Here is a 24,660-nt window from a genome sequence, read left to right as displayed (position 1 = left end):
CCGCCCCGAGACAGCGCCGCGCCGGGTCCATGACCGGCGCGGCGCTTTTGCCGCGACCCTCCCATTTCTCGCTTTGCGGGCGAATGTGGGTTAACTTCGGGAGATGGAACACGATCGCGCATCGGCGCCGCTGCCGCTCGGGGAGCTCTTCGCGCAGGGGTCGTTCCCACCGCACCACCCGGGGTGTTTCGGCTGCGGACCCTCGAATCCGGCGTCGCCGCGCATTGTGTTCGAACGCCGCGGCGATACCGTGCGCGGCACCTTCACCATGGATGAGCGACATCAGGGCGCGCCCGGGGTGGCGCACGGCGGTATTGTCGCCGCCGCGCTGGATGAAGCCTCCGGATCCATTCTGATGCCGCTGCGGCGGCCTGCCGTCACGGTGAAGCTCGACGTGAACTTCGCGGCCCCGGCCCGACTGGGGCGTGAATTGATCGTCACATCTCAGCTCAGTGCGCGGGAGGGCCGCAAACTCTTCATCGATGCCGTGCTGACCGACGGCGATACCGTCATCGCCACCAGTCGCGCCATCTTCGTAGAGGTTCCGCAGCAGCATTTCGTGGCGCTCGGCGCGACCCCGGGCGAGCTGTTCAGCATCGGCATCTGATCGGGCCGCTGCCCGCTGGGCCGCAAGGGAATTCGACGCGGTTCAGCGCAGTCGGCGGATATCACCGCGTACGCGGTAGAAGCCCCCGCGCGCCGATTCCGATACCGCGTCGACCACGTAGCGCGCGCCCGCCTGGCGGATCTCGCGCGGGAACTGCACATTCCAGCCGCGCTGATAGCCGGGGGAGACCACGTGCACGCGCAGGTTGCCGCCGTCGTTGACGCATTCCACGACAATGCCGTCGCCCGCGTCCACCGCCACTTCGACCGTGGCACTGGGGGTTACGGCGGACATCTCCGGAGCCTTCACCGACAGCGTCTGCGGCAGCACGCCCTGTTCGGCATTGTGGATTGCGGCCTCGCTCACATCCAGGCAGGCCAGGGAGCCGCTGGTGGTGACCAGGTATAGCTTCTCATCGTGGTACTGCATGGAGTACGCCGAACCGCAGCCCGTGCCGAGCTTCCACAGTCGCTGCCCCTGAGAATCGAAGCAGTACACCGAGGAGTAGTTGTCGCCCGCGAAGACATAGCGGCCGTCCGGTGAAGTGGCGCAGGAGAATACCGACGCATCGCACTGGTAGGCGCGATCGGCCTGGCCGTTCTTGGCGACCATGCGCACCTGGTTGTGACTGGTGCCCGCGTAGACCGAATCGGCTTCCTGCCAGCCGAACAGCACCGCGCCGCCGGTCCGCACCTGCCACTCGTTGACGCCGCTGTCCAGGTCGTATTTGGTGACGCCGTCCGAATGACCGTGGTACACACCGTCATTGTCGATGCGCACCATCCAGCCGGAATTGCCGGTGCTGCGCCGCGTCCACAGCGACTCCTCCTCGTGGTCGATGACGGTGAGGCCGCCCTCGCGATCGGAGACCCCGAGAATGCCGTCGTGGATATCGAGCCAGTAGATGTCGACATTGGCCGCGATGTCGTAGGCGGCGCGCGGCACCTTGCCGGACAGATCGTAGACGCGGCCGTCGTCACAGCCCGCATAGATCCAGAAGTCATCGGCCACAATGCATTTCACCGCATCGGGGAGCCGGAACCGGCCGGTCACCGCGCCGTCGGGGGTGAGGGTGAAGACATCCCCGCTCTCATTGCCGACCCAGCAGCGCCGCTCGTCCACGAAGATGCCGAACGCGGCCGCACCGGAATCGAAGGTCCACAGCACCGGGGCCGATTTCGCGGTGGAGCGCTGGGAGACGATGGCGCGCCGGGTGACCGGGCGCTTGCCGCGCGCACCCATGACGGCGGGCGTGTAGCCCTTGCGCACTTTCTCGCCGACCTTCCTGGCCGCCGCCGCGCGCGCTTTGTCCACGCTGGCAAAGGAACTCACCTTGACCTGTCCGGACTCCCCGATCCGGCCGTAGCGAATGGTCACCTGCGTGCCCGCGACGACGACCTCATAGAACTTATGTGCCGAACCGCTGTCATGCGACAGTTCGAGATAGGTGGTTTCCCCGGTGGTCATGCGCCGCGCTCCAAGCTTCCGTCAACGATTTACGCCGCGAAAGCTAGCAAGGCACACTGACATTCGCTGCCCGACGGCGTGCGATCACAGGTAGAGCTGCGCCACCAGGCCCGCGAGCGCACCGCCGACCAGCGGTCCGAGCACCGGTACCCAGGCGTAGGCCCAGTCGGCGTTCTTATGCTGTGCGCCGGCCTGTGCGGGCAACTGCTCCTCGACGCGCTCGGCCATACCGCCCGCGCCGCGCTCGGCCGGAACCCGTTCGGGAAGAACACTGCCCGTGTGACCGGTGGGCAGCAGCGCATAGGCGATGCGCGGACCCAGATCGCGGGCCGGATTGATGGCGTATCCGGTGGGTCCGCCCAGCGAGGCGCCGATCCCGACGACCAGCAGCGCCGCCGCCAGCGGGCCCAGCCCGCTCGGGGTGTGACCGAAGGCGAGAATCACGAACACCAGCGCGAAGGTGGCGATCACCTCGGTCAGGAAATTCCATTGGTACGAGCGGATGGCCGGGCCGGTGGAGAAGACGGCCAGTTTCTTGGCCTCATCCGGCTCGGCGTCGAAATGCCGCTTGTAGGCAGCGAAGGCCGCGCACGCGCCGAGGAACGCGCCGACCAGCTGACCGGTCAGGTAGGCGACGGTATTGCCGAAGGTGACCGGCACGCCCGGCGCGTACTCCTCGGCCCCCGCGAAGAGATTGCCGATGGTGACAGCGGGATTGAGATGCCCGCCGGTCTTGTACGCGACGTACACGCCCGCGAAAACACCCAGACCCCAGCCGAACGTAATGAGCAGCCAGCCGCCGTCGAAACCCTTGGATTTGGCGAGCAATGCATTGGCTACGACTCCGGCGCCGAGCAGGATGAGTATTCCTGTGCCGAGCGCCTCACTTACGAATATCGAGCTGAAGCCCATGGTTAGCCTCCGATCAGGGTCCGGTCCGCTATCGCGGCCATACCTAATCAGACTCTACGGTTGTGACTTCGGCAAATCTCTGGAAACACGCGCTTAAGCCCGCCAGCAGCCGATAGGCGATCGCCTCCAGGCGTCCCCGGGATCGCTCGAACAGATCGGCTTCGGAAGTGCTGACCAATATGACCCCATCGTCGGCCACGGTGGTGTCGAACGTGAAGTGGGGTGTCACCTTCCGAGAGATGACACCCCACGTGCACTTGCGGACCTAGCCGGCGGCGAGCAGGCGCGCGGCGTTGGCCGCTTCGTCGTCGTTCGCCTCGTTGGCGGCGAGTTCGGCGTGCACCCGGTCGTAGTACTGGTTGATCTCGGCATTGGTGCGGTCGGCGTCCCAGCCCAGATGCGGTGCGATGAGTCGCGCGATCTCCGGGGCCGCCTTCAGCCCGCGGTCCGGCACCTCGATGGAGATGCGGGTGCGGCGGGTCAGCACATCGTCCAGGTGCAGTGCGCCCTCGTGGGTGGCGGCGTACACGGCCTCGGCGGCCAGGTAGTCCTCCGCACCCGGAATCGGTTCGCGCAGTTCGGGAACGGCCGCGATGAGGTCGAAGACAGCCTCGGTGAGCGAACCGTAGCGCCCGAGCAGATGGTGCACGGTCTCCAGCGGCAGATCGGCGCGGGCCGCCACCCCGCGGGCATCGTCCAGCATGTCCTGGTAGCCGACCGCGCCGAGCAGCGGCAGATCCGCGGTCACCGAGGGCGGTGCGTCACTGCCCAGGCGGGCGGCGGCGGCATCGACCACATCGGCGGCCATCACCCGATAGGTGGTGTACTTGCCGCCCGCGATGACGAACAGGCCCGGAGCCGGTTCGGCGACCGCGTGTTCGCGCGACAGCTTGGAGGTCTCCTTGGAGGCCCCGGTCATGAGCGGCCGCAGTCCGGCGTAGGTACCGACGATATCGGCGCGCGTAAGCGGTTCGCGCAGTAGCGAATTCACGTGATCGAGGATGTACTGCACATCCGCGGCGCTGGCGGTCGGATGGTTCTTGTCCAGCGACCAGTCGGTATCGGTGGTGCCGATGATCCAGTGCTCGGCCCACGGAATGACGAACAGCACGGATTTCTCGGTGCGCATGATCAGACCGGTGTTCATATTCAGTCGTTCGCGCGGCACCATGATGTGCACGCCCTTGGACATGCGCACGTGGAACGGGAACTCCACCCCGGTCATCTTGATCATGTCGTCGGTCCACACGCCGGTCGCGCTGATCACCGTGCGCGCCCGAATCGTATGTTCCAGACCGGTTTCCAGGTCCATCACCTTCGCGCCCACGACCTGTTCGCCGTCGCGCAGCAGTCCGGTGACCTTGGTCCGGGTCAGCACGGTCGCACCGTGCCGGGCGGCGGTGCGCGCCAGGGTCATGGTGTGCCGGGCGTCATCGACCTGCGCGTCGTAGTACTTGATCGCGCCGGTCATGGCGTCGTCCTTCAGCGCGGGGGCCAATTCCAGTGCGCCGGTGCGGGTCAGGTGCCGGTGCATGGGCACCGCGCGCGCTCCGCCGAGCGTGTCGTACAGCGCCACGCCCGCGCCGATGTACGCGCGCTCCCACACCCGATGCTGCAGGGGGAACAGGAATGGCACCGGGTGCACCAGATGCGGCGCCAGCTTGTTCAGCAGCAGCCCGCGTTCCTTCAAAGCCTCACGCACCAAGGCGAAGTCGAGCTGTTCGAGATAGCGCAGACCGCCGTGGATGAGTTTGGACGATCGGCTCGAGGTGCCCGCGGCGAAGTCGCGCGCCTCCACCAGGGTGACGGACAGCCCGCGCGAGGCGGCATCCAGGGCGGCCCCCGCGCCGGTGACACCGCCACCGATGACGAGGACATCGATCTCGGTGTCGCCGAGCGCATCGATGGCCCGGGTGCGGTAGGCGGGATCCAGTTGTGCGGACACGAAAATCTCCTTGTTATCGGTGTTTTCAGTCGGGGGTGGCAGCGGCGTCAGTCGTCGATATCGACCCAGTCGAGGGTTCGTGACACCGCTTTGAGCCAGCGGGTGTACCCGCGCTCGCGCTGTTCCTCGCTCCAGGTCGGCTGCCAGCGTTTGTCCTCGTGCCAGTTGGCGACGAGTTCGTCCGTGTTGTTCCAGAATCCGACGGCCAGGCCCGCGGCGTACGCGGCCCCGAGCGCGGTGGTCTCGGGCACCATGGGCCGCGAAACCGGTACGCCGAGGAAATCGGCCTGGATCTGCATGGCGAGTTCATTGGCGGTGACGCCGCCGTCCACCCGCAGGGTCGCCAGTTTCACCCCAGAATCGCGTTGCATGGCCTCGACCACATCGCGGGTCTGGTAGCAGATGGATTCCAGTGTGGCCCTGGCCAAGTGGGCATTATTGCTGTACCGGGAGAGCCCGATGATCGCGCCGCGCGCGTCCGGCCGCCAGTACGGTGCGAAGAGTCCGGAGAACGCGGGGACGAAGTACACCCCGCCGGTATCCTTGACCTGGCTCGCCAGGCGCTCCATTTGGGAAGCGCCGGAGATGATTCCGAGTTGATCGCGCAGCCACTGCACGGCCGATCCGGTGACCGCGATCGATCCTTCGAGCGCGTACACCGGCTTCTCGTCGCCGAACTGGTAGGCGACGGTGGTCAACAGTCCGTGCTCGGAGTGCACAATATCGGTACCGGTATTGAGCATCAGGAAATTCCCTGTGCCGTAGGTGTTCTTGGCCTCACCCGGGCGGAAGCACACCTGCCCGACGGTGGCGGCCTGCTGATCGCCGAGGACGCCCGCGATGGTGACCGCACCCTTGAACGGCCCGTCCGGATTGGTGGTGCCGAACCCGGCCGGATTGGACGACGGCGCGATGGCGGGCAGCATGGCGCGCGGAATTCCGAAGACCCGCAACAGTTCCTCGTCCCAGTCCAGGGTTTCCAGGTCCATGAGCATGGTCCGCGAGGCATTGGTGGGATCGGTGATGTGCACCCCGCCGCGCGCGCCGCCGGTGAGATTCCAGATCAGCCAGGAGTCGGGGGTGCCGAAGAGCGCGTCGCCCTTTTCGGCGTCTTCGCGCACGCCGGGCACATTCTCCAGGATCCACTTCAGTTTGCCGCCGGAGAAGTACGGTGCGGGCGGCAGTCCGGCCTTGCGGCGGATGAGATCGCCGTGCCCGGCCTTGTTCAACTCGGCGATGATGCGATCGGTGCGGGTGTCCTGCCAGACGATGGCGTTGTAATACGGGCGTCCGGTGCGGCGGTTCCAGACAATGGTGGTCTCGCGCTGATTGGTGACGCCGACGGCGGTCAGATCGCTCGCGGTGAGCCGGGCGCCCGCGAGGGCGCTCTTGATGACGGTGCGGGTGCGCTCCCAGATCTCGTCCGGATTGTGTTCCACCCAACCGGCATGCGGCATGATCTGCTCATGTTCGAGTTGATGGCGGGCAACCACATTGCCGCCGTGGTCGAACACCATGAATCGCGTGGAGGTCGTGCCTTGATCGATGGCTCCGACGTACTGCGTCATCGCGGTCCTTTCCGGATACTCGTCATTGAGTCCGTTCGCCCTGGTAGGGCCGGTCGCGGCCGGGCCCGGGGACCACGTTACGAAGTGGAGGGTCTCGCGGACAGGGTTCCCGTTCGACAATGCCGAACGGTTTGCTGATAGATTACCTATATGCCCGGCCCGATTCAGTCGATCGAGCGTGCGGCGGCCATGTTGCGCCTGCTCGCACGCGGCTCCGGACGCATGGGCGTCGGCGAGATCGCGGCGGCGCTGGGCCTGGCCAAACCCACCGCGCACGGCATTCTCAAGACCCTGCAGGGCGTCGGCTTCGTGGAGCAGGACCCGGCGAGCGGCAAGTACCACCTCGGGTCCGCACTGGGCGAGCTGGGCTCGGGCTACCTGGACGCCAACGAGTTGCGCTCGCGTGCCATCAATCGCGCCGACGCGCTGGCCGCGCGCACCGGCGAATCGGTCCGCATCGCGGCATCGGCGCACCACGCGGTCACGGTGGTGCACCACGTATTTCGCCCCGACAACACCACCCAGGCCCTCGAGGTCGGCGAAATCCTCCCGCCCTATGCCACCGCCCTCGGAAAAGTGTTGCTGGCCTACGACTCCGAAATCGCGGCTACGGTGCGGGACGGCGACCTGCCCGCCCTCACCCACCGCACCCTCGTCGATCGCCCGGCCCTCGCCCGCGCGCTGGCCGAGGTCCGCCGCACCGGCTGGGCGGGTGAGATAGGGGAGTACCGCGCGGCCGAGGCCGCGATAGCGGCCCCCCTCCGCGCCCGCGGTGGTCTGGTCGTCGGCGCGATCGGCATCAGCGGCCCCGTCGACCGCCTCTGCGACGGCCAACTCAACTTCCGCCCCGCCCTCATCGCCCAGGTGCGCGATGCCGCCCACGCGGTATCGCGGGATCTCGGTGGTGCACAATGATTTTCGAATGGGATGCGGGGGAGTGCCGATGACGCAGCGCTATGTCCTGGCGATCGATCAGGGCACCACGTCGACCCGCTGCATGCTGTTCGATCAGCGCGCGCGGCTGGCCGGAGTGGCGCAGCGCGAGCATCGGCAGCACTATCCGCGCCCGGGCTGGGTGGAGCAGGACGCGCTGGAGATCTGGCGCACGGTGGAGCGGATCGTGCCCGCGGCACTGAGGGATTCGGGGATCACCGTCGAACAGGTGGCGGCCGTCGGGATCGCCAATCAGCGGGAAACCACGGTGGTGTGGGATCGCGGCACCGGGACGCCGATCGGGCGGGCCATCGTCTGGCAGGATGTGCGCTCCGAGGAATTGGTGGCGCGGCTGCGGGAAATGCCGGGGGCGGAACGGATTCGGGAACTCTGCGGGTTACCGCTGGAGACCTATTTCGCGGCGCCGCGACTGCGCTGGATGCTCGATACGGTGCCGGGGCTGGCCGAGCGCGCCGAACGCGGTGAGGTGCTGTTCGGGACCATGGAGACCTGGCTCATCTGGAATCTCACCGGCGGCGCGGATCACGGCGTGCACGTCACCGATGTGACCAATGCCGGGCGCACCCTGCTGATGAATCTCGCCACGCTGGCCTGGGATGACGACCTGCTGAGCTTCTTCGGCATACCGAAGGCCATGCTGCCGCGCATCGAACCCTCCACCGGTGAATTCGGCATCGCCCGCCGGGTGATCCCCGGGGTGCGGATTGCCGCCGCGCTCGGCGATCAGCACGCCGCCCTGTTCGGTCAGACCTGTTTCGCGCCCGGTGAGACCGAATGCACCTATGGCACAGGCGGATTCCTGCTCATGAACACCGGCCGGGAACTGGTGCGCTCCGAACACGGCCTGCTGACCACGATCGGCTATCAGGTCGGCCCGGACCCGGTGTACGCCCTGGAGGGCCCCATCGCGGTGACCGGTTCGCTCGTGCAGTGGCTGCGCGACAATATCGGTCTCATCGCGAGCGCTCCGGAGATCGAAACCCTTGCGGGCACAGTCGAAGACAATGGCGGCTGCTATCTGGTGCCCGCCTTCTCGGGCCTGTACGCCCCGCATTGGCGCGGTGACGCGCGCGGCCTGCTGATCGGTCTCACCTCGTATATCACCAAGGGGCACATCGCCCGAGCCGTGCTCGAGGCCACCGCCTGGCAGACCCGCGATGTGGTCGAGGCCATGAACGCCGATGCCGGATTGCGCGCCGATTCGCTGCGCGTGGCCGGCGGGATGACCTCGGACAACCTGCTCATGCAGATCGTCGCCGATGTGCTCGACATACCGGTCATGCGCCCCATCGTCTCGGAGACGGTCTCGCTCGGCGCGGCCTACGCAGCGGGGCTCGCGGTCGGTTATTGGCCGGATCTCGAAGGGCTGCGGCACAACTGGCGGGTCGCGGCGCAGTGGGTGCCGCGCATGGATCCGGTATTGCGTGCACAGGAGTACGACAACTGGCGGCGTGCGGTGGAGCTTACCTTCGGTTGGCTGCGGCCCAAGAAGCCCTTGACCTAACGTGGCAGTTATGCGGTTGTACGTGGGGTGCGCAATGTGGACACATCCGGACTGGCAGGAACGCCCACTTCCGCCCGCGAAACGCCTGCGCACCTATGCTTCCTGGTGCAATGCGGTGGAGGGCAACACCACCTTCTACGCCACCCCGCAGCGCCGCACCGTCGAATCCTGGGTCCGCCAAACCGATCCCGACTTCCGCTTCGTGATCAAGTTGCCGCGCACCGTGACTCACGAGCGGCGGCTGACCGGCATCGACAATGAGATGAACGCCTTCCTCGACGCCGTCGAACCGCTCGGCCGCCGCCTGCACGCGCTGTGGATACAGCTGCCCGGCTCGTTCACCGATCTGGCCGCGCTGGCCAATCTGCTCGAGGGCCTGCCGCCGCACTATCGCGCCGCGGTGGAGGTCCGGCATCCGGCCTTCTTCGAAAACTCCAGGGCCATAGCCCAATTGGAGGCGCTGCTGGAAGCGGCGGGCGCGGAGTGGATTCCGTTCGACACCACCGTGCTCTTCGCCGCCGAGCCCCGCTCGGCCGCCGAGCGCGAGGCGCAATCCAAGAAGCCGCGGGTGCGCCGCCGCACCAGGGCGCTCACCGAATTCCCCATCGTCCGCTATCACGGGCGCGATGATCCCGAGGCCACCGTCGCGGGCTGGCAGCCGTGGGTGGAGCAGACCGTGGCGTGGTTGCGCGAAGGCCGTTCGCCCACGATCTTCATCCACACCCCGGACAACGCCTCCTCGCGCACGCTGTCGCGCCGCTTCCACGCCGAGGTTCGCGCGCGACTGCCGGAGCTGGAGCCGCTGCCCGATCCGATCCCGACCGATCCCATGACGCTGTTCTGAGGAAGCGAAAAGCGCCGCACCGGAAGGTGATCCGATGCAGCGCCGAGGTTCCGCGACCTAGCCCACCGGCAGCGCCTGCCGCTCGGCCCGCTCGGCCTCGCGGGCCAATGAGCGATCCCGCTGCTCCTCGAACTTCGCCACATCCTTGCGCAGCTGCTCCAGGAAGTCGCCGAGCTCATTGCGGAGCTGATCACCATAGGCCCCGAAGTCGGTGCGCTCGAAGATATTCCACTTCTTCAGCACCGGCATGATGACCTCCTCCAGATGCTGACGCAGGTCGTAGATGCCATGCTTGGCCATGATCACCCCGTTGCGCCGGAAGTCGGGCATTCCGGCGCCGGGCATCTGGAATTCTCGAATCATATGGGTGATGGCCTCCATGGCCTGATCCGGAGCGAGATCCAGCGCCGCGGCACAGAGATTCCGATAGAAGATCATGTGCAAATTCTCGTCGGCCGCAATACGTTGCAGCATTTTGTCCGCTATGGGGTCATTGCACACTTTGCCGGTATTGCGATGAGAAACGCGAGTCGCCAATTCCTGAAATGTCACATAGGCGACAGACACCATGAATCCGGAGGAAGCCGGAATCGCCCGGGTGCCTATCTTTTTCCGCGCGATCCGGGTCGCGTTGTACCCATTGGTCATATGGATCATCCGGGCCTGCTCCAGCGCCACCGGATCGACCCCGCGCGTCACCACCAGATAGTCCCGCAGCACGATCCCGTGCCGGTTCTCCTCGGCCGTCCAGCGCCCGACCCAGGTGCCCCAGGGGCCGTCCTGGGAGAAGTTCTCCGAGATCTCCCGGTGATAGCTGGGCAAATTGTCCTCGGTGAGAAGATTGGTGATCATGGCAGCCTTGGCGACCTCGCTGAGTTGGGACTGTTCCGGATCCCAATCGTCGCCACCCATTGCTGCGAAGTTGCGACCGGCGTCCCACGGTACATAGTCATGCGGGTGCCAGTCCTTGGCCATGGATAGATGCCTATTCACATTCGCTTCGGCAATCGGCTCCAACTCGATCAGCAACTCGAGCTGTGTGAGATTCCTGGCCACGGTCGTGTGCCTCCCTCGAAATGGCTGTGCGCTGCGGAATGATGCAGTGGAAAGAGCGCGAGACATGGCGATCGCCGCCGCGGGGAAGAGGCCACCGGCAGAAGGTCCGGGGATGTCCGCGTGTCGGTCAACAAAACTGGTCGGCTTCGCCTCGGATAATCTAGCCCAGTTCGCCGGAGATTGGCTTCATCCCCGCCGATGTGTCCAACGGGCGGGGCGTTCGCTAGTTGCATACCAGTCCTTGACAGCCCACGCGGATCGAAACGGGTTCGCCGGAGCATTGCTACGGAGAGTGAACGATCATGCAGACGCCCAACCGAAGGAAGTTTCCGAACGTAGTGGTGACGGCCCTCGCGGCCACCACATCCATTGCGGGGGATGTCGATTCGACCTGGAAGGGACTACTCAACGGCGAGAGCGGAATCGATGTGCTCGAGGACAGTTTCCTCGACGACTTCGGTCTTCCGGTGCGCATCGGCGGCCACCTCAAGGTGACTCCGACCTCGGTGCTCTCGCGCGAGGAATGCCGCCGCACCTCCTATGTCGAGCAGATGGCGCTGGTGCTGGGTCGCGAGGTCTGGCGCAATGCCGGTAGTCCGGAGGTGGACGGTGACCGCCTCGGCGTCTCCATCGGCACCGGTCTCGGCGGCGCGGAGATGCTCATCATCGCGCGCGACAAGATGTCCAGCGGTGGCTACCGCAAGGTGTCGCCGCTGACCGTGCAGACCATCATGCCGAATGGTCCGGCGGCGGTGGTGAGTGTGGAGCTGGGCGCGAGGGCCGGTGTGTCAACGCCTGTTTCGGCTTGTTCGTCCGGTTCCGAGGCGATCGCCAATGCCTGGCAGCGCATTGTCATGGGCGATGCCGACATGATGATCACCGGTGGTGTCGAGGGTTCGATCCAGGCCCTGCCCATCGCGGGCTTCTCGATGATGCGCGCCATGAGCACGCGCAACCACGATCCCAAGGCCGCCTCGCGCCCCTTCGACCGCGATCGTGACGGTTTCGTCTTCGGTGAGGCGGGTGCGCTCATGGTCATCGAGACCGAGGAGCACGCACTGGCGCGCGGGGCGCGGATCCACGCGCGAATCATGGGCGCGGGCATCACATCCGACGGATTCCACCTTGTCGCACCGGATCCCGAGGGCACCGGCGCCGCGCGCGCCATGTCCCGTGCCATGGAACACGCCGGAATCTCCAAAGCCGATGTGTCCCATATCAATGCGCATGCCACCGCCACGCCGATCGGCGATACCGCGGAGGCGAATGCCATCTATCAGGCCGTCGGCAACCACGCAGCGGTCTACGCTCCCAAGTCCGCGCTGGGGCATTCCATCGGCGCCGTGGGCGCGCTGGAATCGGTCCTCACCGTGCTCAGCGTGCGTGACGGAATCATCCCGCCCACCTTGAATTTGGACAATCTGGACCCCGAAATCGACCTTGACGTGGTGTGCGGCGCAGCGCGCAGCGGCAACTACGAATACGCCCTGAACAACTCGTTCGGTTTCGGCGGTCACAACGTGGCCCTGGCCTTCGGCCGGTACTGAGTGACGAGGATCATCGGCACCTGCTAGTCTTCCCCAGCCCCAGCTACTTCTCGGGCTTCGGTGTCGATTCTTGTTCGGTGTCACTGCACAGTCATTTCTGTGAGTTGAAAAAGGATAGGGAATGATCGGCGAGACCTTTGATGACTATCTGGACGAGCGCGGCAACATCACGATGCCCGACAACCAGACGATGATCGACTTGGTCGACAAGCACTCTGCGGCGCAAGGGGATGAGCTCGCCTACCGCTATGTCGACTACTCCCGGGAGCGCGATGGTGAGTACTTCGAGCTGACCTGGAACCAGTTCGGCGTCCGCTTGCGCGCGGTGGCGGCCCGGCTGCAGCAGGTGACGCAGCCGGGCGATCGGGTCGCCATCCTGGCACCGCAGGGACTCGACTACATCGTGGCGATGTACGCGGCGGTCTATGCCGGCTGTATCGCTGTGCCACTGTTCGATCCGGATGAGCAGGGCCATTCCGACCGGCTGCACGCGGTGCTGAACGATTGCCGGCCCGCGGCGATTCTGACGGTCGGGCCGTCGGCCCCCGGGGTGCGCGAGATCTTCCGGGATCTACCGGCGCCGCAGCGACCGCGAATCATTGCGGTGGAGGCGATTCCGGACAGCGTGGGCTCGGCCTGGGTGCGCCCGGACATCAATATCGACAGCGTCGCCTACCTGCAGTACACCTCCGGCTCCACGCGCACCCCGGCGGGCGTGGAGATCACCCATCGCGCGGTGGGAACCAATCTGCTGCAGGTGATTACGACCGTCGGCATCACCGAGAAGGCGCGCGGCGTCACCTGGCTGCCGCTGTTCCACGATATGGGCCTGTTGACGGTCATCCTGCCGACCATCGGCGGCAAGTTCATCACCATCATGTCGCCCAGTGCCTTCGTGCGCCGACCGTACCGCTGGATCAAGGAGCTCGCGGCGCAGGAGGACGGCGCCGAGATCTTCGCCGCCGCACCGAATTTCGCCTTCGAACACGCGGCGGCGCGGGGTCTGCCCAAACCGGGTGAGGAACTCGATCTGTCCAATGTGATCGGCTTGATCAACGGCAGCGAACCGGTGTCGGTGACGTCGATGAAGAAGTTCAACGATGCCTTCGCCCCGTACGGTCTGCCCAAGACCGCGATCAAACCCTGCTACGGCATGGCGGAGGCGACGCTGTTCGTCTCGGCGACCCGGCGCGAGGACGAGGCGCGGGTGGTCTACGTGGACCGCACCGAACTCAATGCCGGCCGGATGATCGAGGTGAGTCCGGACGCGGAAAACGCTGTGTCCCAAGTGTCCTGCGGCTATGTCGCGCTCTCGCAGTGGGCCGTCATCGTCGATCCCGAGACCGGCGCCGAGAAGCCCGAGGGCGAGGTCGGTGAGATCTGGCTGCACGGCAAGAATATGGGCATCGGCTACTGGGGCCGCCCCGAGGAATCCGAGGCCACCTTCCGCAACCGGCTGAAAACCCGTCTGCCGCAAGGCAGTCACGCCGAGGGCGCGGACGAGGACGCGGACTGGATGCGCACCGGTGACTTCGGCGCGTACCTGGACGGCGAGCTCTACATCACCGGCCGCGTCAAGGATCTGGTGATCGTGGACGGGCGCAATCACTATCCGCAGGATCTGGAGTACTCCGCACAGGAGTCCAGCACCGCACTGCGCCCGGGATTCGTTGCGGCCTTCTCGGTTTCGGCGAATCAGATGCCCGCGGAGGCGGTCGCGCCCAATGGCGTGAAGCTCACCCTGGATCCCGGCGACAATGCCGAGCAACTGGTGATAGTAGCCGAACGCGGTACGGGCGCGGCGAAACTGGAGCCCGAGCCGATCGCCGAGGCGGTGCGCGCGGCGATCGCCAAGCGGCACGGGGTGACGGTGCGCGATCTGCTGCTGGTGCCCGCGGGTTCGATTCCGCGCACCTCCAGCGGGAAGATCGCGCGGCGCGCCTGTAAGACGGCGTACGTGGAGGGCACCCTGCGCGGCGGATATCGCCAGCAGGCTTTCCCGGACGTGGTGGAGTAGGTCCCGAACCGCCCTGAGATCAGTGGCCCGGCCCGCGTGCGCAGTGCACGCGGGCCGTTTTTCTGTCGAGGGGGCTTGGCGCGCGGGCGTGTGATCGGCGGACGGGCAGACCGGTCCGTACACTTTCCCGCCGTGGGGAATTCCGCCCGAATCGGGCTCATAGTCGCGATGACCGCTGCCGTACTGACCTGCTTCGCAATGCCGTCGGCCGGGGCGGCACAGGTCGCTCCGGCGGTCTGCGGTACGCCGCTCTCCGACGAGGAAATCACGACGATCGGTGAGCTATCGGACATTTCAGACCTCACCGGGGATACCCTGCGGCGGTTGGAGACCGCCGTGCGGAACAACCATCGGATCACCGAGATACTGGTGGCGCATCGGGATCGCCGGGGGCTGTTCGGCATCGGCCTGGACGGCGTCGAGCAGGTCGCCGTCATGCCGCTGCAGGAGGATCCGACCGCCTTCCAGGACCGCGAATACGCGCACCGCATCAGCCTCGAGCTACTGAGTCGCTACCTGAACAACGTGCACGCCGAATTCACCGGTGGCACGGTCGAATGGCATTGGGCCCGTTACTTCGCCCAGGCCGAGCGGTGTGAACTCTCCGGCGCGCGCGTGGCCATGACGGGGTACAACGCGCACCTCGCGGTGGACCTCGCGTACTCCATCGCCGCCATCGGCACCCGCCCCGAGAACGCCCCGGACTACTTCAAGATCGTGGCCGCCATCGCGGGCGCGGGCGATGTCATCATCGACCGCACCGGGGAGGTCTACCACGCGGACCTCGGCCCGCTGTGGCGCTTCTACTTCGTCGGCGAGGGTTTGGACCTGCTGGTGGGCAGGGGCGTAGCCACCAAACCCCTGCTGGTGCTGGCGGACCTCGGCGCGAATGTGGTCATCTTCGGCAACGGCCTCGCCCTGCAGGACCCCGCCCTGCGCGATCCGACCGCCCTGGAAATCCATACCCTCTCCGATGCGGCCGACATCGCCTTCGAGGTCCTGGCGGACATACACGCCCTCTAGCGGTGTCGAATCACCCTGTGGCGGTATCGGTCCGGGGGCCGTGACCCGCCGCTTTGGCCCAGTACATGCTGTAGTCGGCCGCCTGTAGCAGGTCGTCGGCGGTGGTGTGGGCCGCGTACTCCTCGGCGATGCCGACGCTCGCGGTGACCGTCAGGTGATGGCCCTGCACCTCGAAGGGGCGCGTGAAGGCGCGGCGCACGCAGCGGGCGATCTCGTCCACATCGGCGGTGGAGTTCGGTACCAGGACCACGAATTCGTCACCGCCGATGCGCGCCACCAACTGGCCGAAGCCGTCCGCGCAAGCATCCAGCCGGGCGGCGGCCTGAATCAGCAGTTCATCGCCGACGGCGTGACCGAAGGTGTCGTTGACGGCCTTGAAATGGTCGAGGTCGATATAACAGAGTCCGATTCGACTGTCCGGATCGGTGAACGCCGCGGTGAGCGCGTCGAAGAAGCGGCTGCGATTGGCCAATCCGGTGAGCTGATCGTGGTGTGCGCGATATTGCAGCCGCTCGCGCAGCGCGCGCCGTTCGGAGATGTCCTCCACCAGGATCAGCGTGTAGCGCGGATCGCCGCGGTCATCGCGAATGAGCGAGACATTGATATTGGTCCACACCGTGCGCCCGTCCCGATGCGGATAGGCCTTCTCCATCTGCACGTTCTCCACCTCCCCGCGCACCACCTGGGCGTACAGCGGCCACATGTCCGGGTCATCCTCGGGATGGGTGAGATCGGTGACCTCGAGGGCGCACATCTCGGCGGGGGAGTAGCCGAGCATATTCGCGAAGGCGGCGTTCACCTCGATGATGCGTCCGGTCATATCGGACAATCCGGTACCGATTCCGGCCTGGGCGAAGACCGCCCGGAAACGCGCCTCACTGGCCCGCAGCTGCTCCTGCATTTGTAATCGGGCGGTCATCTCGGCGGCCCGCACACTCTCCTGCTCGGCCAGCAGCCACTGCCGGAAGGCGCGCACGTAACCGGCGGTGAAGGCGCCCAGCAACTCCGCGGCACGCGCCGCGGCAATGGTGGTCTCCCGGGTGAAATGCGCGTCCAGCACCGCGATACTGCGGCCGAGCACCTCATCCCCGACGAAGTGCGCGCGCGCCAATTCCGCGCCGAGTTCGGCCACCTGATCCGCCGCGTCCCCGTTCCGCGCGGCCTGGTCCACTCCCCGCGCCAACCGGGCGATCAGGGCGACGGTCTCGGCGCGGCTCAGGGGCACGACGTGATCGCGGGTTCCGCCGGCGAGCGCGGCTACCCACTGATCGACCAACTCGGCGTGCGGGCCACCCTGCTCCGGCCCACCCCCGGGATCCGACGCCATGAGGGTCGATGGTAGCCCGACCGGTCGGTGCCCGCGAACGCCGCCCCCGCGACCGAAGGTGGGATACCATTGCGGCGCTTCACGATTGGTAGTGGTTTCGAGAGGGGCAGTGAATCGATGACCAGACCGAGTTGGGCACCGGAGGGTATCGATCTGGATCGGCCCAGTGCCTCCCGCGTCTACGACTACTTTGTCGGCGGTATGCACAATTTCGAGATCGATCGCGAACTCGCGCAGATGATCGAGAAGTTCACCCCCAATGTCGCCGAGACCATGCGCGCCAATCGGGATCTGTTGCGCCGGTGCGTCCGCATCCTGACCGACGCGGGTATCGACCAGTTCCTGGATCTGGGCTCGGGCATCCCGACGGTCGGCAATGTGCACGAGGTGGCGCAGGCCCGAAACCCGCGGGCCCGGGTGGTTTACGTGGATATCGATCCGGTGGCGGTGGCGCACAGCCAGGCCATTCTGGACGGCAATCCGCTCGCCACGGTCATTCACGCCGATATGGCGCAACCGGATTCGATTCTCGATGATCCGGAGGTCAAGCGGCTGCTCGACTTCGAGCGACCGATCGCCGTATTGCTGCTGGGCGTACTGCATTTCGTCCCCGACGAGGCCGATCCCGCCGGTGCGGTGGCGCGCCTGCTCGAGGTGTGCGCACCGGGCAGCTATGTGGCCATCACCCATGCCACCGCGGACGGTCAGCCCGCGGAAGTGCTGGAGGCGCAGAAGCTTTCGGGTCGCACCTCCACCGAGATCGTGCTGCGCGGCCACGACGAGATCGCCACCTACTTCGGTGACTGGACCCTGTTGGAGCCGGGCCTGGTGCAACTGCCGCTGTGGCGTCCGGAGAACCCGGACGAGGCCGTCGAAGCGCCCGAGCGTTCGGGTGCGTACGGCGGCCTCGCTCGTAAGGACTAGGCGCGATCACCTGGTCGCCGGCCCCTGCCTCCGGAAGGTCGCCACCGCGACCACGGCGGCTCCGGCGGCGATCACCGCGGCGGCGCGGAAGGCGGCGCTGAAGCCGTCGGTGAGAGCCAGTGTGTCACCGAGCTTTTCGGCTCCGGCGGCGGAGGCGATGGCGGTGACCGCGGCCAACCCGAGGGCGGAGCCGATCTGGTAGCCGGTGTTCACGATGCCCGAGGCCAGGCCGCCCTCCTCCGGCGGAGCCGCCGAGATGGCGGTTTGCAGGGAGGGGACGAACGCCAGGGACATGCCCAGCGCCGCGACCAGCGAACCGGGCAGCACATCCACCCAGAAGGTGCCGTCGGCGCGAATGAACGCCAGCCACACCAGTCCTGCCGCCAGAATGAGCAATCCGGCGATGATCATGGTCCGAGCTCCGAAGCGCGCGAACAGCTTCGGCGACAGCGCCACCATGCCCGCCATGATGAGCGCGGTCATGGGCAGCAGCGCCGCACCCGACGGGAATGCCGAATAGCCGAGCACCTGCTGCAGGTAGAGGTTCAGGAAGAACCACATCGGCACCCAGGCCGCGCCCAGCAGCAATTGGGACAGGTTGGCCGCGCCCAGATTCGGCGAACGGAAGACCGAGAGCGGCATGAGCGGTTCCCGGCGGCGAATCTGGAGGACCAGGAACGCGATCAGCAGTACCGCCGCCACGGCGAGTGTGCCCCAGGTGGATCCGGAGAACCAGCCCGCCTCCGGCGCTCGCACCACGGCGAAGACCGTCGCGCCGAGCCCGAGGGTGGCGGTGACCGCGCCGAGCAGATCGACCGAACCGTGCGGGGCGAGCGCGCCGCCGGGCACCAGCGCGGGCGCGGCGACCAGCGCCAGCACGGCCAGTGGGATATTGATATAGAAAACCCAAGGCCACGAGGCATATTCGGTAATCAGCCCGCCGAGGAAGACACCGGCGGTGCCGCCCGCCGGAGCGGCCGCGCCGTAGACGGCGAACGCCTTGGTCAGCTCACGCGGGTTCGAGCCGAACAGCATCATGAGCAGGGTCAGCGCCGAGGGTGCGATGAGCGCCGCACCGGCCCCCTGCACCCCGCGGCCGATCAATTCGACGGTCGCGGAGGAGGCGATCCCCGCGATCAGTGAGCCGATTCCGAGGATGGCCCATCCGGTCTGGAATATCCGCCGAGCGCCCAGCATGTCGGAGAGTTTGCCGCCGAGCAGCAGCAGTCCGCCGAAGACCACCACGTAGGCGTTGAAGACCCAGCTCAGGTTCTCCTGTGAGAACCCCAGTGCGCCCTGCATTTTCGGCAGTGCGACCCCGATGATCGAGGTGTCCATGATGACCATGAACTGGGCCAGGGCAATGAGTGCGAGGGCGGTCCACCGTCGCGAGGACGGTGGCGCCTGAGTATCGATGGGCACGGTCTCACTCCTTCTGGAAAGTCGATGGCTACCTGTATACCCATGGGGGGTATGCAGAAGGAAGTGGTCGAGCCGTGATTCATTTCATACCCAGAGGGGGTATGAAAAATGCGGCCACCCGATTACGGGGGCCGCACCGTGTCATGCCCTCGGGGAGCGTATTTCGTGTGGTCAGGCGGTCTTCTCGCGCACATGCGCGGCAATCGCGGGCAGTACCAGGCTCAGCCGCTGTCGCGCCTCGCCATCCTCGACCAGCCCGTCCGCGCCGACCTGTTCGCGCAGCACCGTAATGCGGCCGCAGGCCGTCTCGGCGATATCGGCGCTGACGTAACCCAGTACCGTGCGGAGGGTTTCGACCGCGGCGTCCCCGCGCCCCGGATACGCCACATTGATCCACGCCACCGGCTTGTCCACCAGATCCCCGGTGCCGACGGTCCATTCGAGCAGATTCTTCAGGCTGCCCGGAATCATCCCCGCGTACTCCGGCGTGCAGATGAGCACCGCATCGGAGGCGGCCAGCTGCCTGTGCAGCGCCTCGGCATTCGCGGGTTCCGGCTCGAGGCCGGGGACGAACTGCGGCAGATCGACCAACCCGTCGTAGAGCGTGGCGATGATATCGCCGGGCGCCTCCGCGGCAATGGTGCGCAGGGCGGCGGTATTGGTGGAGCTGTCCCGGGTGCTGCCCGAGATCAGCAGGATGCGCAGGGGAGTCGTCACCCTGCGGGCAACGCTGCGCGGCGGGCGGGTATTTCGCGGCGAAGCGCGCAGTCCCACCGAGTGGGAGCCCTTGCGGCATCCCCTGGCACTTTCCTTCTTTTTCGGTATCGTTGGCGGGATGCCGCACTGTCCGGGACAGTGTTAACGTTCGGATTCGATTGTGCGACAACTGCATAGCGATGTTTGCGCGAGAAGGGCAGGCGACGATGACTGCGTTCACCAACCGCTTCGACGAGGCGGCGGTCGGTGCCGGAGGCTCCACGGCGGCATACGGCGGGCTCGGTCCCGGCCGACTGCTGGCGGCGGAGCCGATGACGGCGTACCTGCTGCCCGGGGTGAAACTGCCCGCCCGCGCCTGGCGGATCGGCTACACCACGACCACCGGCTCGGGTGAGCCGACACAGGTCACCGGTACCGTGCTGGTCCCGCGCGGGCCCTGGCGGGGTGAGGGCTCACGGCCACTCATCGGATACGCCGTGGGTACCCAGGGTCTGGCCGATACCGTGGCCGCCGCCTCCTGGCAGCTGCGTTTCGGCCTCGAATACGAATCGGTCTTCATCACCGCGGCTCTGCGTCGCGGCTGGGCCCTGGCCATCACCGACTATCCGGGACTGGGCAATTCGGGCACGCACCCGTACGTCATGGGTCGCTCACTCGGCCCGGCGGTGCTGGACAGCATGCGCGCCGCGCGCCGCCTGCCCGCCGCGGGGCTGGACCCGAACGGTCCGCTCGGCATCTACGGCTACTCCGAAGGCGGTTGTGCCGCGGGCTGGGCACTGCAATTGCAGCCGAGCTATGCCCCGGATCTACCCCTGGCCGGTGGCGTGGTCGGCTCCGCGCCCGCCGATCTGGAGGATATGATCACCTTCCTGGACGGCAGCCCATACGCCTTCCTACTCTTCTACGGCGTCATCGGATTGGACGCCGCGTACCCGGAACTCGATGTGCTGCAATACCTCAAGCCGCAGGGCCGCGCGCTGGCGGCAGTCTTGCGCCGCACGCACGCCTTGGCCGCCGCGGTGGCCGGAATCGGTCTGGGCGCGTTCGTGCCCAAGAGCGTCTCCACCTACTGCCATCGCATGCCGTTCGAGGTGCCGGAGGTGCGGGAACGCCTGCGGGAGAACAAACTCGGGCATATCGCGCCCGCCGCGCCGGTGCTGGTCGCGGGCGGCACGGCCGAGCAGATCATTCCGTATCCGCAGGCCGTGCGCCTGGCCGAGGACTGGAAGGCACTCGGGGTGGATGTCACCATGCTCTCCCTGCCCCGGCGCGAACACATCACCGGCGCACTGTCTTTCGCGCGTCCGGCACTGGGCTTCCTGGCGCATCGGTTCGCCGAGTCCAGCCGGGTCGCCCTGCGCCGCGGCGCCTAGACCCCCACGCTCCAGTGCAGGACGCGAGAGGTGAACAGCACCAGGCCGAGTGAGACCACCGCGACCGTCACCAGACCGACGACGGCCACCACCAGTGGCCGCCAGCCGGTGCGGGCCAGTTCGCGAATATTCACATTCAGTCCGACGCCCGCGAAGGTGAGCAGGAACGCCCAGCGCGACAGATTCGCCAGGTTGGTGGTCTGCTGCTTGGTCAGCCAGTGCGCGGTCGCCACCGCCGATACGGCCAGGAAGCCGAGCACGAACTTGGGGAACTTGGCCCAGACGAATGCCGCCTTGGCGCGCACACCCGGTGCGATCGCGTCGGCTTGACCGCGCGCGGCCCAGTAGGCCGCGAAGCCGAGCACCACGAATCCGATGAGCGCGTTGCGGGTCGACTTCACCAGCACCGCGATCTTGCCGGCGGTGTCGGAGTACAGGTAGCCGGTGGCGGTGGTCTCCGCGGTGTTGTCCACCGCCAGACCGGCCCACAGCCCGAACTCGTGATCGCTCAATCCGATCGCGTGACCCAGCGGCGGCAGCGCGAACAATGCGACCGCGCCCAGCGCCAGAATCGCGGCGATGGCATAGCTGACATCGGAATTTCGCGCCCGGATCGCGCCCTTACCGGCGATGATCGCGGACACGCCGCAGATGGCGGTGCCGATGGCCAGGAGCGAGCCGAGCTTGCCGGAGAGCCCCAGCAACCGCGCCACGCCCAGGATGATGGCCCCGGAGACCGTCATATCCACCAGGATCTGAATGAAGCTGGTACCGCCCAGCTTCGCCACATCCCCGAGCAGGAAGCGCGAGCCCAGCGCCACGATGCCGATCTTTAGCCAGAATTCGTAGGTGCCCACGCCGGGCCGAAAAATGCGGTGCAGCCCAACGGTATTGGTGATGACCAGTCCGATCAGAATGGCCCAGAGCACATACTCGATATCGGGTACGGTCCAATGCTGGTGCTTGGCAAGGGAATTCCACCAGATCTGGGCGTACTTGCCGAGCACGCCGACCGCGACGAGCAATGCGATGCCGGGCAGATAGCCCACCACCCGGCCCAGCGTGAGCGGCCCCTCGGTGGTCTCCTCCGGCTCGTCGCCGGTCCTGTTCAATTCGACCGCGGTATCACTCATGACCTCACCACGGAATCTTCGGCAGGGCGTCGAACACGGCGAGTACGGTCGCCGCGCCCGCCACGATCACGGACCACCAGTCGGCCCCCAGCCGCCCGAGAGCGTCCAGTCTTGAATTGGGACTTGTCACCACTACCTCCGAAAACACTGCGGGTGGACCCCGTTGGGCCGCAGACCTGCACTATGGGGGTGGGAACGGTCCCGAACCATGGTTGTAATCGCCCTGATCGAATGTCCGAGGTTGCGCTCTGATCAGCCGAGCAGCGGTTCGTCCGGATCGAGCGTCAACCCCCCCGCGCCTGCGCGGTGGAAGACACTGCGCCCCAGGCGAAGTGGGTGAACTGTTCGGGCAGTTCCTTACCGTCGACTACCGGATCGTTCAACCAGCGCAGGACGCCGAGGCCGACCGCGCCCGGTAGCGCGTCCACCACGAACCGGGTGTGCTCTCCGGCGCACCCCTTGCCTACTGTCTGGGACAATCCTACACTGGCTTCACATCGAACACTCAGTACCAGGTACTCGGTGTTGCACCAAGGATGGTCAAGATGACAACTGCCCCGGCGGTCAGTACCTATCCGAAGGCCAGACGGATCAAATTCCGCTTCGACCAACATGATTCGAACGACAAATACTTCGTCGACGGCGATATGGTCTTCAGCCACTTCGTCGCCGGACTGTCCGGCGGATTCCCGCTCGGTGAGGAATCCTTCATTCGCTCGGTGCGCCGAGTGGCCGAGCGCGTCACCGATCCACTGCTCGAGAAGCGGGTCAGGGGTTTCGTCGGTCAGGAGGCCACGCACGGCCGGGAGCACCGCAAACTCAATGACAAACTCATCGAAATGGGTTATCCCATCGCGTGGATCGATTCCGAGAAGGCGCGTGAGCGCATGCTCGCCATCGAGGATCGGCTCTCCCCGCTGGTGCATCTGGCCGCCACCGCGGCGGCTGAGCACTACACCGCCGTGCTGGCCGAACGCGTGCTCTCCAGTGATGAAATCCAGTCCATACCGGCCGCTCCCGAGTTCTGGAACCTGCTCAACTGGCACGCCCTGGAAGAGCTGGAACACAAGTCGGTGGCCTTCGATGTCTTCCGCGCGGTCGGCGGCACCGAACCGGTGCGAATCGGCGTCATGGTGGGTATGTACGCCTTGACGCTGCCGTTCACCTTCGGCAGTCTCGCGGTCGCGCTGGCCCGCGATCCGGTCGCCCGGCAGCAGCCGGTGCGGGTGGCGCGGGAGGCGTACGACCTGTTCCGCGGACCGATCTTCCGCGGTCTCATGGCGGAGCTGGCCAAATATCTGCGCCCCGGCTTCCATCCCGACGATATCGACACCACCGCCCTGCTGAACCGTTGGCAGCGTGAGCTTTTCGGCGATGACGGCGTGCTGGTCGACCACCTGAGATAAACACAACTCCATCGAGAAAGGACCGACCAATGACGATCGGTCAGGACGTCAAGTCCCTCACCCCCTACCCCAAGGTCCGGCGCATGCGCTTCCGGTTCGGCCAGCCCGAACCCATGACGCACATCTTCGCCGAGGGCGATATTCCGCTCACCCATCTGATCGCCGTACTCTCCGGCGCCTTTCCGCCCGGCGAGGAATCCTTCATCCGCTCGGTGCGCAAATTCTCCGGTGAGATCACCGATCCCGTGCTCAAGAAGCGGATCGCCGGATTCATCGGCCAGGAGGCCGTCCACGGGCAGCAGCATCGCGTACTCAACGATCAGCTGATCGCGCTCGGCTTTCCGATCGTGCGGATCTTCACCTTCGAACCCGGCGCACTCCGCGAACGCGCACTGATCGGCGTCGAGAACATGGTGCCCCGCCATGTGCATCTGGCCGTCACCGCACTGGCCGAGCACTACACCGCCACGCTGGCCAAGCGGGTGCTGGGCACGCCCGAAATCCAAGCGCTCCCAGCAGATCCCGAGGTCATGAAGCTGCTGAACTGGCATGCCTTCGAGGAGCTCGAGCACAAATCCGTCGCCTTCGACGTCTACCGCGCCACCGGCGGTTCGGAGCTGGTCCGCATCGGACTCATGGCGGGCAGCTACGCCCTCACCATTCCGGTGGTCGGGCTCGGGGTGTTCGCCTCGATCCTGAGCGATCCGCGCAGCCGGCGGCCGATCAGGGTGGCCCGGCAGTCGGTGCGACTGGTACGCGGCCCGATTGTGAAGGGCCTGCTCAGGGAGATGCGGCCGTATATGCGGCCCGGCTTCCATCCGGACGATATCGACACCAATGAGCTGCTCGAGCGCTGGCGGGTCGAATTATTCGGCGCCCAGGGCGAACTCGTAGATCGCATCGGCTGAGGACAA

Annotated in this window: 22 protein-coding genes; 11 read left to right on the top strand and 11 right to left on the bottom strand. The window is 66.4% G+C overall.

All coding sequences use genetic code 11. The annotated features are described in order from the left end of the window. Positions 1–103 precede the first annotated feature (103 nt). Positions 104–607 (top strand): PaaI family thioesterase, encoded by a 504-nt coding sequence (locus NA10_RS31110; protein WP_084515528.1) that lies wholly within the window; start codon positions 104–106, stop codon positions 605–607. A gap of 42 nt (positions 608–649) precedes the next feature. Here the strand turns inward: NA10_RS31110 and NA10_RS31105 are convergent, their stop codons facing one another. From NA10_RS31105 to glpK (NA10_RS31085), 4 genes are all read right to left on the bottom strand, one after another. Then, the gene (locus NA10_RS31105; protein WP_067574270.1) at positions 650–2,074 is read right to left on the bottom strand and encodes a WGR domain-containing protein; all 1,425 of its coding nucleotides are present in this window, start codon (positions 2,072–2,074) and stop codon (positions 650–652) included. 84 nt (positions 2,075–2,158) lie between these two features. After that, positions 2,159–2,986 (bottom strand): MIP/aquaporin family protein, encoded by an 828-nt coding sequence (locus NA10_RS31100; RefSeq protein WP_067574269.1) that lies wholly within the window; start codon positions 2,984–2,986, stop codon positions 2,159–2,161. A gap of 265 nt (positions 2,987–3,251) precedes the next feature. Continuing rightward, on the bottom strand, positions 3,252–4,931 hold the full coding sequence (gene glpD / locus NA10_RS31090; protein ID WP_067574267.1) for a glycerol-3-phosphate dehydrogenase: 1,680 nt from the start codon (positions 4,929–4,931) through the stop codon (positions 3,252–3,254). 47 nt (positions 4,932–4,978) lie between these two features. Further along, positions 4,979–6,499, bottom strand: a complete 1,521-nt coding sequence (gene glpK / locus NA10_RS31085; protein ID WP_067574266.1) for a glycerol kinase GlpK — start codon at positions 6,497–6,499, stop codon at positions 4,979–4,981. Between the two features lie 150 nt (positions 6,500–6,649). Here glpK (NA10_RS31085) and NA10_RS31080 point away from each other — a divergent pair, with 150 nt between their 5' ends. From NA10_RS31080 to NA10_RS31070, 3 genes are read left to right on the top strand one after another with little or no spacing between them, the layout of a single operon-like run. Next, a complete protein-coding gene (locus NA10_RS31080) occupies positions 6,650–7,414 on the top strand; it encodes an IclR family transcriptional regulator (RefSeq protein WP_067574265.1) in 765 nt (254 codons plus the stop codon). 28 nt (positions 7,415–7,442) lie between these two features. Further along, on the top strand, positions 7,443–8,957 hold the full coding sequence (gene glpK / locus NA10_RS31075; RefSeq protein WP_067574264.1) for a glycerol kinase GlpK: 1,515 nt from the start codon (positions 7,443–7,445) through the stop codon (positions 8,955–8,957). A gap of 10 nt (positions 8,958–8,967) precedes the next feature. Beyond that, the gene (locus NA10_RS31070) at positions 8,968–9,801 is read left to right on the top strand and encodes a DUF72 domain-containing protein (protein ID WP_084515532.1); all 834 of its coding nucleotides are present in this window, start codon (positions 8,968–8,970) and stop codon (positions 9,799–9,801) included. Positions 9,802–9,858: 57 nt separating this feature from the next. On the opposite strand, the gene NA10_RS31065 is transcribed toward NA10_RS31070, so the two are convergent. Beyond that, complete coding sequence (locus NA10_RS31065; RefSeq protein WP_067574262.1) at positions 9,859–10,857, bottom strand: acyl-ACP desaturase; 999 nt, start codon at positions 10,855–10,857, stop codon at positions 9,859–9,861. A 302-nt stretch (positions 10,858–11,159) separates the two neighbouring features. Between NA10_RS31065 and NA10_RS31060 the strand changes: the two genes are divergently transcribed. From NA10_RS31060 to NA10_RS31050, 3 genes are all read left to right on the top strand, one after another. Continuing rightward, a complete protein-coding gene (locus NA10_RS31060) occupies positions 11,160–12,404 on the top strand; it encodes a KasA/KasB family beta-ketoacyl-ACP synthase (protein WP_067574261.1) in 1,245 nt (414 codons plus the stop codon). A gap of 124 nt (positions 12,405–12,528) precedes the next feature. Continuing rightward, a complete protein-coding gene (fadD32, locus tag NA10_RS31055; protein ID WP_157556860.1) occupies positions 12,529–14,421 on the top strand; it encodes a long-chain-fatty-acid--AMP ligase FadD32 in 1,893 nt (630 codons plus the stop codon). Positions 14,422–14,553: 132 nt separating this feature from the next. Further along, positions 14,554–15,444: a DUF5995 family protein gene (locus NA10_RS31050; protein WP_245678060.1), complete on the top strand. Its 891-nt coding sequence runs from the start codon at positions 14,554–14,556 to the stop codon at positions 15,442–15,444. 10 nt (positions 15,445–15,454) lie between these two features. On the opposite strand, the gene NA10_RS31045 is transcribed toward NA10_RS31050, so the two are convergent. Beyond that, the gene (locus tag NA10_RS31045) at positions 15,455–16,771 is read right to left on the bottom strand and encodes a GGDEF domain-containing protein (RefSeq protein ID WP_067574258.1); all 1,317 of its coding nucleotides are present in this window, start codon (positions 16,769–16,771) and stop codon (positions 15,455–15,457) included. A gap of 117 nt (positions 16,772–16,888) precedes the next feature. Between NA10_RS31045 and NA10_RS31040 the strand changes: the two genes are divergently transcribed. After that, complete coding sequence (locus tag NA10_RS31040) at positions 16,889–17,695, top strand: SAM-dependent methyltransferase (RefSeq protein WP_067574257.1); 807 nt, start codon at positions 16,889–16,891, stop codon at positions 17,693–17,695. A gap of 6 nt (positions 17,696–17,701) precedes the next feature. Here the strand turns inward: NA10_RS31040 and NA10_RS31035 are convergent, their stop codons facing one another. Then, a complete protein-coding gene (locus NA10_RS31035) occupies positions 17,702–19,111 on the bottom strand; it encodes an MFS transporter (protein ID WP_067574276.1) in 1,410 nt (469 codons plus the stop codon). Between the two features lie 177 nt (positions 19,112–19,288). After that, on the bottom strand, positions 19,289–19,834 hold the full coding sequence (locus NA10_RS31030; protein WP_067574256.1) for an NADPH-dependent FMN reductase: 546 nt from the start codon (positions 19,832–19,834) through the stop codon (positions 19,289–19,291). A 206-nt stretch (positions 19,835–20,040) separates the two neighbouring features. Between NA10_RS31030 and NA10_RS31025 the strand changes: the two genes are divergently transcribed. Continuing rightward, positions 20,041–21,207: a lipase family protein gene (locus NA10_RS31025; protein WP_084515527.1), complete on the top strand. Its 1,167-nt coding sequence runs from the start codon at positions 20,041–20,043 to the stop codon at positions 21,205–21,207. Here NA10_RS31025 and NA10_RS31020 read toward each other — a convergent pair. From NA10_RS31020 to NA10_RS37260, 3 genes are all read right to left on the bottom strand, one after another. Continuing rightward, positions 21,204–22,340 carry a YeiH family protein gene (locus NA10_RS31020; protein WP_067574255.1) on the bottom strand — a complete coding sequence of 379 codons (1,137 nt, stop codon included), beginning with the start codon at positions 22,338–22,340 and terminating at the stop codon, positions 21,204–21,206. The two genes, NA10_RS31025 and NA10_RS31020, sit on opposite strands and share 4 nt — an antisense overlap. 4 nt (positions 22,341–22,344) lie before the next feature. Further along, positions 22,345–22,470 (bottom strand): hypothetical protein, encoded by a 126-nt coding sequence (locus NA10_RS39295; protein ID WP_281180278.1) that lies wholly within the window; start codon positions 22,468–22,470, stop codon positions 22,345–22,347. A gap of 154 nt (positions 22,471–22,624) precedes the next feature. Then, entirely contained in the window at positions 22,625–22,819 is a 195-nt protein-coding gene (locus NA10_RS37260; RefSeq protein ID WP_157556858.1) for a hypothetical protein, read from the bottom strand. Between the two features lie 66 nt (positions 22,820–22,885). Between NA10_RS37260 and NA10_RS31015 the strand changes: the two genes are divergently transcribed. Together NA10_RS31015 and NA10_RS31010 are read left to right on the top strand one after the other, a co-directional pair. Then, positions 22,886–23,746, top strand: coding sequence for a metal-dependent hydrolase (locus tag NA10_RS31015; protein ID WP_157556857.1), 861 nt, complete (start codon positions 22,886–22,888; stop codon positions 23,744–23,746). Positions 23,747–23,775: 29 nt separating this feature from the next. Further along, positions 23,776–24,654 (top strand): metal-dependent hydrolase, encoded by an 879-nt coding sequence (locus NA10_RS31010; RefSeq protein ID WP_067574253.1) that lies wholly within the window; start codon positions 23,776–23,778, stop codon positions 24,652–24,654. The last annotated feature ends 6 nt before the right edge of the window (positions 24,655–24,660 follow it).

Source organism: Nocardia acidivorans NBRC 108247, assembly GCF_001625085.1.
Lineage (GTDB): Bacteria > Actinomycetota > Actinomycetes > Mycobacteriales > Mycobacteriaceae > Nocardia > Nocardia acidivorans.
Note: the sequence above shows the minus strand (reverse complement) of the source record. Positions and strands in the feature narration are given on the sequence as shown.

Bases quoted from the DNA above. Each gene is read 5' to 3' on its own strand.
- NA10_RS31110 (WP_084515528.1), top strand. From the start codon at position 104: ATGGAACACGATCGCGCATCGGCGCCGCTGCCGCTCGGGGAGCTCTTC.
- NA10_RS31105 (WP_067574270.1), bottom strand. From the start codon at position 2,074: ATGACCACCGGGGAAACCACCTATCTCGAACTGTCGCATGACAGCGGT.
- NA10_RS31100 (WP_067574269.1), bottom strand. From the start codon at position 2,986: ATGGGCTTCAGCTCGATATTCGTAAGTGAGGCGCTCGGCACAGGAATA.
- glpK (WP_067574266.1), bottom strand. From the start codon at position 6,499: ATGACGCAGTACGTCGGAGCCATCGATCAAGGCACGACCTCCACGCGA.
- NA10_RS31080 (WP_067574265.1), top strand. From the start codon at position 6,650: ATGCCCGGCCCGATTCAGTCGATCGAGCGTGCGGCGGCCATGTTGCGC.
- glpK (WP_067574264.1), top strand. From the start codon at position 7,443: ATGACGCAGCGCTATGTCCTGGCGATCGATCAGGGCACCACGTCGACC.
- NA10_RS31070 (WP_084515532.1), top strand. From the start codon at position 8,968: ATGCGGTTGTACGTGGGGTGCGCAATGTGGACACATCCGGACTGGCAG.
- NA10_RS31060 (WP_067574261.1), top strand. From the start codon at position 11,160: ATGCAGACGCCCAACCGAAGGAAGTTTCCGAACGTAGTGGTGACGGCC.
- NA10_RS31045 (WP_067574258.1), bottom strand. From the start codon at position 16,771: ATGGCGTCGGATCCCGGGGGTGGGCCGGAGCAGGGTGGCCCGCACGCC.
- NA10_RS31040 (WP_067574257.1), top strand. From the start codon at position 16,889: ATGACCAGACCGAGTTGGGCACCGGAGGGTATCGATCTGGATCGGCCC.
- NA10_RS31025 (WP_084515527.1), top strand. From the start codon at position 20,041: ATGACTGCGTTCACCAACCGCTTCGACGAGGCGGCGGTCGGTGCCGGA.
- NA10_RS31020 (WP_067574255.1), bottom strand. From the start codon at position 22,340: ATGAGTGATACCGCGGTCGAATTGAACAGGACCGGCGACGAGCCGGAG.
- NA10_RS31015 (WP_157556857.1), top strand. From the start codon at position 22,886: ATGACAACTGCCCCGGCGGTCAGTACCTATCCGAAGGCCAGACGGATC.
- NA10_RS31010 (WP_067574253.1), top strand. From the start codon at position 23,776: ATGACGATCGGTCAGGACGTCAAGTCCCTCACCCCCTACCCCAAGGTC.